This window comes from Streptomyces afghaniensis (assembly GCF_044327915.1).
In the GTDB taxonomy this organism is placed as follows: Bacteria; Actinomycetota; Actinomycetes; order Streptomycetales; family Streptomycetaceae; genus Streptomyces; species Streptomyces afghaniensis.
This window is the reverse complement of the sequence record NZ_JBIRGJ010000005.1, coordinates 507,165-520,742: the sequence shown is the minus strand read 5'-3', so window position 1 is coordinate 520,742 and position 13,578 is coordinate 507,165. Positions and strand designations below refer to the sequence as shown.

9 protein-coding genes are annotated in these 13,578 nt (G+C 73.2%); 6 read left to right on the top strand and 3 right to left on the bottom strand.

Going from position 1 to position 13,578, the window contains the following annotated elements:
* Window positions 1–134 precede the first annotated feature (134 nt).
* The 6 genes from ACH4G3_RS21015 to ACH4G3_RS20990 all read left to right on the top strand — a co-directional run bounded on the left by ACH4G3_RS21015 (window position 135) and on the right by ACH4G3_RS20990 (window position 8,844).
* Window positions 135–1,697: an alpha/beta hydrolase gene (locus tag ACH4G3_RS21015; RefSeq protein WP_397625916.1), complete on the top strand. Its 1,563-nt coding sequence runs from the start codon at window positions 135–137 to the stop codon at window positions 1,695–1,697.
* A 133-nt stretch (window positions 1,698–1,830) separates the two neighbouring features.
* Window positions 1,831–2,364 carry a hypothetical protein gene (locus ACH4G3_RS21010; protein WP_397625915.1) on the top strand — a complete coding sequence of 178 codons (534 nt, stop codon included), beginning with the start codon at window positions 1,831–1,833 and terminating at the stop codon, window positions 2,362–2,364.
* Window positions 2,361–5,675 (top strand): M48 family metalloprotease, encoded by a 3,315-nt coding sequence (locus ACH4G3_RS21005; RefSeq protein WP_397625914.1) that lies wholly within the window; start codon window positions 2,361–2,363, stop codon window positions 5,673–5,675. Before ACH4G3_RS21010 ends, ACH4G3_RS21005 begins: the two co-directional genes overlap by 4 nt.
* A gap of 154 nt (window positions 5,676–5,829) precedes the next feature.
* Entirely contained in the window at window positions 5,830–6,813 is a 984-nt protein-coding gene (locus tag ACH4G3_RS21000) for a Bug family tripartite tricarboxylate transporter substrate binding protein (protein WP_397626180.1), read from the top strand.
* A complete protein-coding gene (locus ACH4G3_RS20995) occupies window positions 6,810–7,349 on the top strand; it encodes a tripartite tricarboxylate transporter TctB family protein (RefSeq protein ID WP_397625913.1) in 540 nt (179 codons plus the stop codon). Before ACH4G3_RS21000 ends, ACH4G3_RS20995 begins: the two co-directional genes overlap by 4 nt.
* A 1-nt stretch (window position 7,350) precedes the next feature.
* A complete protein-coding gene (locus tag ACH4G3_RS20990) occupies window positions 7,351–8,844 on the top strand; it encodes a tripartite tricarboxylate transporter permease (protein ID WP_397625912.1) in 1,494 nt (497 codons plus the stop codon).
* 5 nt (window positions 8,845–8,849) lie between these two features.
* On the opposite strand, the gene ACH4G3_RS20985 is transcribed toward ACH4G3_RS20990, so the two are convergent.
* From ACH4G3_RS20985 to ACH4G3_RS20975, 3 genes are read right to left on the bottom strand one after another with little or no spacing between them, the layout of a single operon-like run.
* On the bottom strand, window positions 8,850–10,790 hold the full coding sequence (locus ACH4G3_RS20985; RefSeq protein WP_397625911.1) for a DUF2264 domain-containing protein: 1,941 nt from the start codon (window positions 10,788–10,790) through the stop codon (window positions 8,850–8,852).
* Between the two features lie 22 nt (window positions 10,791–10,812).
* Window positions 10,813–11,868: a LacI family DNA-binding transcriptional regulator gene (locus ACH4G3_RS20980; protein ID WP_397626179.1), complete on the bottom strand. Its 1,056-nt coding sequence runs from the start codon at window positions 11,866–11,868 to the stop codon at window positions 10,813–10,815.
* Window positions 11,869–11,911: 43 nt separating this feature from the next.
* A complete protein-coding gene (locus tag ACH4G3_RS20975; protein WP_397625910.1) occupies window positions 11,912–13,561 on the bottom strand; it encodes an extracellular solute-binding protein in 1,650 nt (549 codons plus the stop codon).
* Window positions 13,562–13,578 lie beyond the last annotated feature (17 nt).

The window sequence follows — 13,578 nt, the reverse complement described above, 5'->3', positions numbered from 1 at the left end:
CCACCTCGAAGCGGCTGCCAGCCGGAGTGAGGGGACGCCGTCCCGTCCCTAGCGTTCTGTCGCACCACGCCCCCTTTTCGACATGGCCCTGCCGGCCCCGGTGGGGGCATCGGCGACAGAAAGGACCTCCACCCGTGTTATCCCGCTTCCCGGGAACCGCGAGACGAGCCGCCCTCGCCCTGACGGCCGCCGGTCTCGCCCTGACGGCGCTGCCCGCCACCGCCGGGGCGAGTCCCGGCTCCGACCCCCTCGCCCACGACCCACTCGCCCGCTACCACCACCAGCGCCTCACCTGGAAGAGCTGCGTGCTCGGGCCTGACGACACGACCGGCAAGGAACTGGAGCAGGCGGGCGCCCGCTGCGCCGACGTCACCGTCCCGCTCGACTACTCCGACCCCGGCGGCCGCACGATCACCGTCGCGATCTCCCGGATCCCCGCCACCGACACGGCCCACCGCGTCGGTCCGCTGCTGCTCAACGGCGGCGGCCCCGGCGGGCAGACTCTCGGCGACCCGCCATGGGTGCGCAAGGCGATGAAGGACGTCGCCGCCCGGTACGACGTGGTCGGCGTGGACCCCCGTTTCGTGGGTCGCAGCACACCGCTGGACTGCCGCTGGCCGACCGGCTCGGCCTGGCGCGGGGCGGGCGAGGACCGGGCCGGGTTCGACCGCGTGGCCGCGTTCTCGAAGGACCTCGCCGAGCGCTGCCGCACCCACGCGGGCGACGTCCTCCCTCACGCCACCACCCGCAACACCGCCCGCGACATGGACGTCGTCCGGGCCGCGCTCGGCGAGCGGCGGATCTCCTACCTGGGCTACTCGTACGGCAGTTACCTCGGCGAGGTGTACACCACGATGTTCCCCGGCCGCACCGACCGGGTCGTCCTGGACGGTGTGATCGACCCGGACCGGTACGGGCCGCGGCTGCTCAAGGGCGTCGAGCGGGCCAACCGCCGCGCGCTGGAGGGCTGGGCCTCCTGGGCCGCCGCCCGCGAGACGACGTACGGGCTGGGGCGTACCCGGGGCGAGGTGCTGGCGACCGTGGAGCGCGTCCGGAAGGCCGCGGCCCGCTCGCCGTTGCGGCTCGGCGGTCACCGGCTGGACGAGCACGTGATGCCCATGGTCGTCTTCAACGGCCTGTCCCAGCACAACGACGCCGCCTACGGGGACTTCGCGCAGGGCGTCCGGGACATGCTGCGGGCGTCGCAGGGGCAGCGGGTCACGCCGTCCCCGTGGCTCGCCGGGGTGCTCGCCTTCGTGCTCACGGACACCGACTCCCCCTACGGCAGCGTGCAGACGGCGATCCTGTGCGGGGACGGCGCCGCTCCGCGCGACCCGGAGGTGTACTGGCGCGACGTGCAGCGCACCCGGGCGCAGGACCCGCTGTTCGCGCCCGTCACGCAGAACATCGGCCCGTGCGCGTTCTGGGAGCGGCCGCGCGAGCGTCCGACCACGATCCGGGACGACCTTCCGGCCCTGCTGGTCAACGCCACGGGGGACCCGCGCACCGGCTACGACGGCGCCCGGGCGGTCCGCGACAGGTGGCCCTCCTCGCGCCTGATCACCGTGACCGGCGCCGACCAGCACGCGGTGTACGGCGTGTACGGCGTGCCGTGCGTCGACGACACGGTCAACGCGTACCTCGCCACGGGCCGTCTTCCGGCCCGGGACGTGGGCTGCTCCGCGCCCGCCCGGTGAACCCAGGGGGCGCACGACGCGAACGTCGTGCGCCCCCGGGCTCCCCCGCGTCGTGCCCGGGACGGGTGGCGGCGGACGGTGTCACTGTGCTCGCATTGGATCCCAACGGCTTCTGGGGACAAGGGAGTTCACAGTGATCGAACCGGCGGATGCGGCAACCGTACGGGGCGTCGTACGGGCGGTGGTGGCCGAACGCGCACCACATGAGCTGCCGCTCCTCGAGGCGCTGTGGCCGCTGGACGACGAGCGGGCCGTCCGGATCCTGGCCGGGCAGGGCGTGCGCAGGGAGCCCCTCGGGTTCGGTCTGGCGGAGGTCACCGGGCTGGTCACCGCCGTGGTGTGGCTGGTGCTGGATCAGGCGGCCCGGCGGGCGATCGACACGGCGGCCGACAGTGCGATCGAGCGGAGCCGGAGCGGACTGCGCCGGCTGCTTCGCCGCGCTCCCGCCGAACCGCCCCGGCTCGTGCCGGAGTGGGACCGTGCCGAGCTGGCCGCCGTACGGGCACAGATCGTCGAGCGGGCGGCCGAGCGCGGCATCGACGGCTCGGATGCGCAGGCCCTCGCGGATGCCGTCGTGGCACACCTCGCCACGGCGGAGCCGGAGTCCCCCGAGCCTCCCGACCGCGCGGGCGGCACCACCTCCACGGCCGCCGGGGACGGCACGTGAGCACTCCGCCGTCGGTGACGGCCGCCGCGCGTGCGCGCACCGGGCGGTACGGGCTGGCCGACACCGGGCCGCGCTTCGCGCTGCTGATGACGGTCGTCGTCGCGTCCAGCGTCCGCATGCTCGACGGGGTCCTGGCTCCGGATCCCGACGACACCCCCGGGGACCCGCTGGGCTGTCTGCTGGCGGCCGGGATGGATCCCGACGGGCGGAACCTGGACAACCTGCTGGTCACCATGCGCCGTCCGGAAGCGCTCGCGGAGTGCATGGCCGGCGTGCCGACGGTGGAGTACTGGAAGGGCATCGCCGCGACGGCCGCCCTGCTGGCGGTCGCGGCCCTCGTGTACTGGTGGCAGCCGCGCCTGCGTGAACGGTGGCGGCGCACGGTACCGGCCGAGTCTCTGGACACCGACGGTTCCCTGGGCCCGGAACTCCGCGCCCTGCGCGAGCTCGCCGGCGTCACGTCGGGCGTGCGGTTCCGGGTGGATCCGACGCGGACGACCTCCGGGGCCGTGGTGTACGGGCGGTTCGGGGAGTACACCGTGTGTCTGCACGCGGGGCTGCTCGTGCGGCGGGCCACGGATCCCGAGGGCTTCCGCGCGGTCGTGCTGCACGAGCTCGCCCACATCCGCAACCGCGACGTGGAGTACGCCTCGGCCAGTACGGCCCTGTGGCGGGCCTTCGTCGTGCTGGCCCTGCTGCCATACCTCTGGCACGAGGGCACGCTGCTCGTCGACGGCCTCACCGGCCGGACCGCCTCGCCGTTCTGGCCGGGGGTGGCGTCCATGCTCACCCGGTCCGTCCTGGCGGGGCTCCTGCTGGTGGGGCTGGTACACCTCGCCCGTGCCGACCTGTTGCGCCGCCGCGAACTGTACGCCGACGCACGGGCTGTGAGCAGCGGCGCACCGGCCTCCGCGTGGGACCACCGGGACCGTGACAGCGCCGTCGCCACCTCGGTCCGGCGGGTGACCGCGCTGCTGCGGACCCATCCGAGCTGGGCAGAGAGACGGCGCGCCCTGGCGGAGCCCGGACGGCTGTCGGGGGTGGGCCCGCTGGCGATGCTGCTGGTCGGGGCGAGCGGAACGCTGCTGGTCAACACTGCTGGGGACGTGGTGCCCCGGGCATCGACGAGCGAGGGCGGTGCATGGCTGACGACGGCGTTCCTCGCCCCGGTGCTGTACGTCGCGCTGGCCCGTTCGGTGACGGCGGCGCAGGTCTCGGGCCGGAAGGAGTCCGGGCTCCGTTCGGGGCTCTGGCTCGGCTGCGGTCTGGTGCTGGGCGAGCTCGCGAACGGCAAGCACAGCACCGACTGGCTGGGTCCCGAACCGGGGTTCCTGCTCGGTCTGCTCCTCACGGCCGCCGTCGCGGCGGCATGGTCGGCGCAGTGCACGCACTTGGCGCTGGGTCTGGCGCGGACATGGCTGCGCCGCGCGGCCGGGCTGCTGAACCTGCTGGTCACCGCGGTGCTGCTGTGGGGCGGGCTGTACTGGTGGTACGCGGTCGGCTGGTACCAGGCGATGGGCGTCTACAGCCAGGCCGAGGAGTACCGCGACATGGTGCGGCAGCTGAGCCCGGGTTCGTGGGAGGCGTTTTCCCGTGAACTGTCGGCCATCACGCAGGCCATGCCGACGCTCACGACGCTCAACGCCGGTGTGCTGCTCCTGGTCGCAGCCCCGGTTCTGTGGATCTTCCCCCTGGTGCTGCGCGTGTCCACGTCCGCGGCGTCCGGGCTGCGCCGGACGCTGGGCGCGGGCGTGGCGGGCGGGCTGCTGTGCTGGGTGCTGCTGTTCGCGGTGAACCTGTTCCAGCGCCACCGCCGTCCGGCCACCTGGGCGGAACGCACCGGGCCGTACCTCTTCGTTCACCGCTGGCTGCTGATCGCCGCTGTTCTCGCGGCCTGCCTGCTCACCGCCGCGGCCGTGGCCGCCCTGTCCCGGCACCTGTGGCTGCCGCGGGCCCTGGCGGCCGTGGCCGTCACCCAACTCTTCGGATACGCCGCGATATTCGTGATGTTCTCGGCCGACGGCTGCCTCGGACCGTTCAGCGCGTTCGTGGACCGGTGCGCCTGGGTGCCCCCGGCCGGCTGGCCCTTCGCCAGACGGATCGCGCTGAACGCCCTGACGCCGGCGGTGCTGCTCGCCGCGTGCGCGGCGGTGGGCGGTGCGGGGGTGCGTGGGGTGGTCGGGCGGCTGGTGCGGCTGCGCCGCAGGCAGCCGGAACAGGCCGCCGGGCCAGGGGCGGACGGGGTCACGCCGGGTGCTCCGATGACGGCGGACGGGGTCACCCCGAGTACCCCCGCGACGGCGGACGGGTCCGCGCCGCACGCCCCCGTGACGGCGAACCGGGTCGCCCTGGGCTCACCGGTGACAGCGAGCAGGGCCGCCCCACATGCCCCTGAAGCAGCGGACCGGGCCGCCCCAGGCGCACAAGTGACGACCGGCCGGTCCGCCCCGTCCGCCTCCACACCGACGGACGACACCACCCCGCACGCCCCCGTAGCGAACCCGAGCACCCCGGACACCCACGTGCCCGCGGACAAGGCCACCCCGTCCGCCTCCGCAACGGCGGACGGCACCACCCCGCACGCCCCGGCAGCGGCAGACCCGGACACCCCGGACACCCAAGTGACGCCGGACAAGGGGGCACCGCACGGTCCCGTCGTCGCGCCCGTCTCGCGGTGGCGGCGGCTCGCTCCCGCCGGGGCCGTCGTCGCCCTGGTCGTGCCCACTCTGCTGCTCACCGCCGCCGCCCACTCCGCGCCCGCCAAGTCGTCGTCGGCCGAGAAGGTGGGCGCGGCCGGCGTACCGGGTGACACGGTGACCGATCTGGTCGAAGCCGCACCGCGCGCCAGGTCGGCCAGGATCCGCGCGTGGCAGGCACTCGCCTGGCTCGCGCACGGCGGCCTCGATCACTTCGCTGCGATCAACAGGTCGGCAGGAAGGTTCAGCGAAGCGCTCCTCGCAGCCATGGAGAAACCCGGCCCGAACGGAGAGGCCCGGGTGGAGAAGACGGAGTTCCACCGCATCTGCGGCACACTGGTCCGCCGCACGGAGGACGCCATGGCCTACTTTCCCGTGCCCGACCAGCGCATACAGAAGAAGTGGTCCGAGACCCTCACCGCGCTGTCGCACCACGCGAGCACCTGCCGGGACGCGACGGCCCCGGGCGATGAGACGTACCAGACCGACGCCGAGCGTTCGCAGGCGTTCACAAAATCCGTGGAGGGGGTGCAGAACACCACCGAGGCCCTCGGTGAGCTGCTGACCGAGGTCGAGAAGGTGGCTCTGCCCGCGAACAAACGCGGGGACACCTGACACGGCACCCACCCTGCGACCGCAAAGACCAAAACCTCCGTTGGTTCCGCAAGCGAGACACCTCGTCGGCCTCCGGGCACCATGTGGCCCACGTCACCCTCCCCCACAGGGCCTTTACCTACCCGCAACGACGTACCGACAGGTGGTGGCACTCGTGCGCCTGCGCACCCCCCTCGCCCTGCTCGGGGCCGCCGTGCTCGTGCTCGTCGGACCGCCGCTGCTGACCACCGGCAGCGGCTCCGAGACCGGCACACAGATCCCGGGCCTGCGTTTCATGGTCCCCAACACGCCCGGCGGCGGCTACGACATCACGGCCCGTACGGCCGCGAAGAACGCCGAGGACGCCAAACTGACCCACAACATCGAGGTGTTCAACCTGCCCGGGGCCGGCGGCACGGTCGGCCTGAGCCGGCTGGTGAGCGAGCACGGCAACGGCAAGCTCGCCATGTCCATGGGCCTCGGGGTCGTGGGCGCCGTCCGTTCCAACGACGCGCCGAAGACGCTCGGCGACACCACGCCGATCGCCCGGCTCACCGAGGAGCAGGACGTCGTCGTGGTCGCCAAGGACTCCCCGTACAAGACGATCGACGATCTCATCGGCGCCTGGAAGGAGAACCCGGGCAAGCTCCCGGTGGGCGGCGGCTCGTCGCCCGGCGGGCCCGACCACCTCGCGCCGATGCTGATGGCCCGGGCCGCCGGGATCCCGCCGAAGCAGGTCAACTACATCCCGTTCGACGGCGGCGGCGAGCTGCTCGCGTCGATCCTCGGCAACAAGGTCGCCTTCGGTGTGTCCGGCGTCGGCGAGTACCTGGACCAGATCAAGGCGGGCGAGCTGCGTCTCCTCGCGGTCACCGGCCCCGAGCGCGTCGAGGGGCTGGACGCGCCCACGCTGAAGGAGGCCGGGTACGACGTGAACTTCACCAACTGGCGCGGCATCGTCGCCCCGCCCGGACTGACCGACGGAGAGCGCGACAAGCTCGTGCGGCTGCTCGAGGAACTGCACGGCTCGGACGAATGGCGCAAGTCCCTGCAGCAGAACGGCTGGGACGACGCCTTCCTCACCGGTGAGAAGTTCGGCGCGTTCCTCGACGCCGAGGACAAGCGCGTGGTTTCGGTGCTGAAGGAGCTGGGACTGTGACGACGCAGACCACCGACATTCCCCCCGCGGACCAGGGCGACAAGCGCTCGTGGCTGCGGGAGCACTCCGAACTCGGCGTGTGCGCACTGCTGCTGGTGCTGGGCGTGCGCGTCCTGACGGACGCGCTCACCATGGACGTCGACATCGCCCAGCGCGGTCCGGTCGGCCCGAAGACCGTGCCCGTCGTGGTCGGCGCCGGCCTGCTGGTGATCGCCGCCCTGCTCGCCGTGGACGTGCTGCGCGGCGGCCGGGGCCAGGCCGAGACCGGCGAGGACGTCGACCTGTCGGAACCCGCCGACTGGCGCACGGTGCTGCTGCTCTCCGGGGTGTTCCTCGGCTCGGCCGTCCTGATCGAGCCGCTCGGCTTTCCCATCGCCGGCGCGCTGCTGTTCTGGGGTGCGGCGTTCGCGCTCGGCAGCCGCAGGATCGACCGCGATCCGCTCATCGCGGCCGGGCTGTCCCTCGTCACCTACGTCGTCTTCAACAACCTGCTCGGAGTGCCCCTGCCCGGCGGTCCGCTGATGGGAGTGCTGTGACATGGATGCCTTCAACTCCCTTCTGGACGGCTTCGGTACGGCCCTCACCCCGGTCAACCTGCTGTGGGCCGTCATCGGCGTGCTGCTCGGTACGGCCATCGGCGTGCTGCCCGGCATCGGTCCGGCGATGGCGGTCGCGCTGCTGCTGCCGGTGACGTACGGACTCGAACCGACCGGCGCGTTCATCATGTTCGCGGGTATCTACTACGGCGCGATGTTCGGCGGCTCGACCACCTCCATCCTGCTCAACACGCCCGGCGAGAGCGCGGCGGTGGTGGCGGCCATGGAGGGCAACCCCATGGCCAAGTCCGGGCGCGGCGCGCAAGCTCTGGCGGCGGCCGCCGTCGGGCACTTCGCGGGCGGCCTGATCGGCACGCTGCTGCTGGTCGCGCTCGCGCCGACGGTCGCGAAACTGGCCGTGGACATCGGCGCGCCGGACTACTTCGCCATCATGGTGCTGGCCTTCATCGCGGTGACGTCGGTGCTGGGTTCGTCCCGCATCCGCGGTCTCGCCTCCCTGCTGATCGGCCTCACCCTGGGCCTGGTGGGCCTGGACCAGATGACCGGCCAGCAGCGACTGACCTTCGGCTCGCTCCAACTGGCCGACGGCATCGACGTGGTGATCGTCGCGGTCGGTCTGTTCGCGATCGGCGAGGCCCTGTGGGTGGCGGCGCACCTGCGGCGCAGGCCGCCGGAGCCGATCCCGGTGGGGCGTCCGTGGCTGGGGCGCGGGGATGTGAACCGGACCTGGAAGTCGTGGCTGCGCGGCCCGTTCATCGGGTTCCCGTTCGGCGCGATCCCCGCCGGTGGCGCGGAGATCCCGACCTTCCTGTCGTACGTGACGGAGAAGCGCCTGTCCAAGCACAAGGACGAGTGGGGCAAGGGCGCCATCGAGGGCGTGGCCGGGCCGGAGTCGGCGGCGTCGGCCTCGGCGGCGGGCACGCTGGTGTCGATGCTGACCCTGGGCCTGCCGACCACCGCGGTCGCGGCCGTGATGCTGGCCGCCTTCCAGCAGTACGGCATCCAGCCCGGCCCGCTGCTCTTCGAGCGCGAACCCGACCTGGTGTGGGGCCTGATCGCCTCCCTCTTCGTCGGCATGGTGCTGCTGCTCGCGCTCAACCTGCCGCTGGCGCCGCTGTGGGCGAAGCTGCTGCGCATTCCGCGCCCGTACCTCTACGCCGGGATCATGTTCTTCGCGGCGGTCGGCGCGTACGCGGTCGGCGGTGAGGTGATCGACCTGGTGATCCTGCTGATCATCGGCCTGATCGGCTTCGGCATGCGCCGCTACGGCCTGCCGGTGCTGCCCGCCGTCATCGGCGTGATCCTCGGCCCGAACGCCGAACAGCAGCTGCGGCGCGCGCTCCAGATCAGCGACGGCAGTGTGACGGGGCTGTTCAACACGCCGTTCGCGGTGACGGTGTACGCGGTGATCGTGCTGCTGCTGGCCTGGCCGCTGGTGAGGAAGGCGGTGACGCGGAGCCGCGCCGCGGCCTGACCCGGTCAACATGGCACCCGCTCCCGGGTGCCGTCCGGGAAGCGGATCTCCACCCCGCCGGCCCCGGTGACCCGCACGCGCGGTCCTTTACCCCGCGCGTGCGGGTCGCCGTCGTTCGCCTCCGGATCGGAGCTCAGCACGACGAGGGTGACCAGGAGGTGGGTGCCGCCCGGGTGAGCGGGCAGCGTGAGATACGGGGTCGCCGAGTGGCGGCCGTAGGCGTTGGTGCCGTCCGCCTGCGCCACGGCCGTCCCCGCGTCCCGCCACCCGTGCAGGCCGACGATCGTGCTGGCCAGTCCGTCCGCGCGCCGGGCCCGCGCCCAGCCCGGGCCGGTCCGGGCGACGGGCGGCCCGGTGTCGTCGGCGACGGCCCAGCCGCCCTCGCGCACGGGCGTGCCGGGCGGCGCGTCGACGCGGTGTACGCGCACCTCCCACGGGCCGCGCACGACGCTGATCGTCTCGATGCGGTGGCCTTCGGGGCTTCCCGGGAGCACGGCCCGGTGCCAGGAGGCGGCCCGGTCGCCCTCGACGCCGAGGGGGTGGATCCGGCCGCGTGGGCTGGGTGTGCCGTCGGGGGCGAGGAGGGCGATGCGGTTGTCGGGGGCCCGGTCGGCCGGTGTCTCGGGGGCCGTCGCGCTGGAGTAGGCGAGGCGGGCGTAGTGCGGGCTGTCCTGCGCTGTGGCGGGCGGGGGCGGCAGCCGGTCGCTGCCGTGGTTGACGAGCCGTACGATCCCGTCGGCCGCTGTGGAGTGCAGCAGCCAGCCGGGGGCCGGTAACGCGAGGCGTACGTCCGCGGTCTCGACCGGACCGGGTTCCTCGGGCGCGGTCCACACGGGGTGGTCGGCGGGCAGGAGCAGGCCGAGGAAGGCCTTGCTCGCCCAGTACGGGGAGGCCGGGCCCGAGTACCGCTGGACGACCGGGAGGAAGGGCCCGTACCAGCCGAGGGTGAGCAGCCCCTCGGCGTCCGGCACGCCGCGCTCGGCGAAGTGCTTCAGCGCGCCGGAGGCGAGACGCCGGGTGCGGCCGGGCGGCAGCGGCGTGGCGTCGGCGAGGGCGCCCGCCCACAGCGGGGCCGCCGTCGCGAACCGGTAGGTGAGCGAGCGGCCCTGGTGGACAGGGGCGCCGTCGGCGCCGAAGAAGTGCTGGTGGGCGTGGAGGAACGACCGCAGGCGCGTGCGGTGTTCCGCCACCATGCGGGGGTCGGCGCGCGGCCCCGCGATACGGGCCCACAGGACCGGATAGAGGTGCAGCGCCCAGGCGTTGTAGTAGTCGAACTTGCGGCCGTCGCCGTCGGTGTACCAGCCGTCGCCCCGGTACCAGTCCTCCAGGCGTGCGAGGCCGGCGTCGATCTCGCTGCGCCTGTGCGGGGCGCCGACGGAGGCGAGGAACTCCTCGGTGATGACCTGGAACAGCCGCCAGTTGGAGTCGTTGACCACGGCTCCGACGAAGCCGCCGAGCCAGTCGGCGACCCGCTGCCGTACCCGGTCGTCGAGCCGGTCCCAGATCCAGGGACGGGTCTCGTGCAGGGCGATCGCGAGGGACGCGGCCTCCACCATGGGCTGGGACCGGTCGGTGATCGGCGGCCAGCGGTCGGGGCCGCGCGGGTCGGTGCCGGCCGCGAGCCCGGCCGCGTACCGCTCGATCAGGCCGGGCACCCCCTGCCCGCCCGAACCGGCGATGCGGAACGCGGCCAGCAGGAAGGAGCGGGCGAAGCCCTCGAGACCGTCCGACCAGGGCCCGGAGTGACTGGGCGGGCCGGGCAGCCGGTACTGGGCCAGGCCCGGGGAGGCGTAGGGCGTCAGGGCGTCGAGGAGACGGTCGGCGACGGCCTCCCAGTGGGCGCGGGTCCAGCCGGTGAGGGGCGAGGTCAGCGGGTCGGGGAGTGGCAGCTGGGGCAGGTTGGGGAGGTGCGTCGGGTCGGGGAGCGACACGTGCGGCGCGCTCATGCGGGTGCGGTTCCTCCGTTGGTCACAGGGCGCGCCCGGGCGGGGGCGCGCCGACGCTGTCGCGTACGACGATGTGGGTGCCGAGCAGATGGTGGGCCCCGGCGGCGTGCTCGGGGTCGCGCAGCGCGATGCGCACGGCGGCGCGGCCGAGTTCCTCCGCGGGGGTGCGGACGGTGGTGAGGGGCGGGTTGAAGTCCTCCGCCAACGGGATGTCGTTGTAGCCGACGACGGAGATGTCACCGGGCACGCGCAGTCCGGTGTCGGCGATGGCGCGCAGGGCGCCGGCGGCGACCATGTCGTCGCCGGCGAAGACCGCGGTGAACTCCCGTTCCGATTTGAGGAGTTCGGTCATCGCGCGGTGCCCGGCGGCCCGGCCGAGTCCGCAGTCGACGACGTGTGCGGCCCCGGGCGGCAGCCCGTGCTCGGCGAGGGCGGCCCGGTAGCCGGCGACGCGGGCGTCGAGGGCGGTGTTGCCGGGCAGTCCGCCGAGGAACACGATCCCGCGGTGGCCGGCCGAGAGCAGATGGGCGGTGATGGCGCGGGCCCCGGCCTCGTTGTCGAACTCGACGACGAGCGCCGGGATCTCCGGGTCGGGCGCGGGCCGGCCGCAGAGCACGAGCCGGGCTCCGGAGGAGTCGAGGGCGTGGGCGTAGTGGGCGACGCGCTCGCGGTAGGCGTCGTCCTCGACGACCCCGCCGACCAGGATCACCAGCCGGGCGCCCTCCTCCCGCATGAGCCGCACGAACTCCATCTCGCGCTGGGCGTCGCCGCCGGTGGCTCCGACCACGCAGAGCCAGCCCCGGTCGGCGGCCTCCGCCTCCACGCCCTCGGCCACTTGGGCGTAGAAGGGGCTGGTGACCTGGCGGACCACGACGGCGGCCATCTTGCGGCCGCCGCCGACCAGGGCGCGGGCGTGCGCGTTGGCCACGTAGTCGAGGTCGCGGGCCGCGCGCAGGACCCGGGCCCGGGTCGCCGGGGGCACCGGGTGGTTGCCGCTGAGCGCGCGGGAGGCGGTGGCCGTGGACACGCCCGCCCGTTCGGCGACCTCGCGGATCGTGACCCGTCCCTTGGACCCCATGTCGTTCCCCATCCCCCGCGTCTCCTCTTCCGGTCACCGCTGCTCAGGTGTTGGCCGCGTAGTCCTCGGCGTATTCCTCGGCCATTCTGTCGCCGCCCCGGCTCCGCCACTTCTTCACGGCCACGTCCCACTCGGACATGGGCAGGCGCCCGGCGATGATCCCGGTGATGGTGTCGTCCAGGAACGTCTTGAGGGTGGCGCCCTGGGAGTTGTTCGTCGCGGACTGGAGCCCGAAGGAGGCGTCGCGGATGGCGTGCGGTACGACCTTCTGCTGCCAGGCGTGCAGGGCGCGCACGGCGTCGGGCATGCCGGGCACGAACAGCACCTGGGGGCCTTCGGCGAGGTACTTCAGAGGCAGGTTGGTGTTGTTCTCGACCTCGCCGAGCTTGGTGAACTCGGGCGAGCCGTCCTTGGCGCGGGTGAAGTGGACGCCCTCGACGCCGTAGTGGACGAGTTCCCACTCCTGACTGCCGAAGGGCGCGGCGAGGTAGTCGAGGATGCGCAGCAGCAGTTCGACGCGCTCCTTCTTCGCCTGCTTCAGGACGGTGTAGCCGAAGGAGCGGCGGGCGGCGACGGTGCCGCCGGGCTCGCCGCCGACGCTGTACGGCAGGGCCGCGGCGGGGCTCATCTTGCCTTTGGACTCCCGGTACTTGGGCAGGTAGGCGCCGAACCCGTCCTGCATGGAGCCGACGGTGCCGTTGTAGTAGAGGGTCGTCAGGTCGATCTGGGAGATGGACGTGGCGTCGGGGTGGTAGGAGCCGTTCTTGCGTAGCTGGGCCTGGAAGGCGATGGACGCCTTGTAGCGCTCGTCCGCGGCGGCCGGCAGGAAGGTGCCGTCCTTGGTGACGGCCCAGCGCTGGGGCGCGTTGTGGGCGGCGGAGTGGTAGCCGTTGCCGAACAGGGAGCCGTTGGCGGCGCCGAGCATGTACGTCCTGCCGCGGGTGCCCTGCCGGGCCACGGCGGCGAAGTCCTCGGCCGCCCAGCCCTCCTTCATGCCCGCGTCCGCGAACATGTCCTGGTTGATCCAGAGGGTCGAACCGGGCAGCGGGCGTTCCAGCGGGATGCCGTAGATGCGGCCGCCGATGCGGCCCATGTCGCGCCAGGCGTGGGTGGGGATGTTGGCGAGGTTGGGGTAGTCGGCGATCGTGTCGCCGGAGAGGTACGGCGTGAGGTCCTGGGCGCGGCGCTGCACGAACTGCGCCTCACGGGGCAGGGTGAAGCCGGCGAACATGTTGATGATGTCGGGCAGGGCGTCGGCGTCGCCCGCCATCACGGTCGCCATCTTCTTCTGGTAGTCGGCCTGGGAAATGATCGTGTACTCGATCTTCACGCCGAGGGCCTTCTCGACGGCCGCCCAGAAGCGGTTCTGCGAGGCCGGCTTGGGCGGGGTGCCGAAGGAGACGGTCATGACGCGGATGGTGGAGCCGTCGCCCGGCGTGCGGGTGACGGACTTGACCAGGTCGGACGGGTAGGAGGTGTAGCCGGCCTGGACCCCGGAGTCGGTGGGCGCCAGGTCGGGCTCGGGCCCGGCGGCCGGCCGGTAGGCGGGCCAGGGGGCGAGTTTCTTGCCGGCGTTGGAGACGTCGCTGTCGCCGGAGTCCGAGGAGCACGCGGTCAGCAGACCGGGGACGGAGACGGCGGCACCGCCCACTGCCATGGAGCGCAGGAGGGTGCGTCGGGACATGCGGGGCATGAGTGAATCACCTCGTG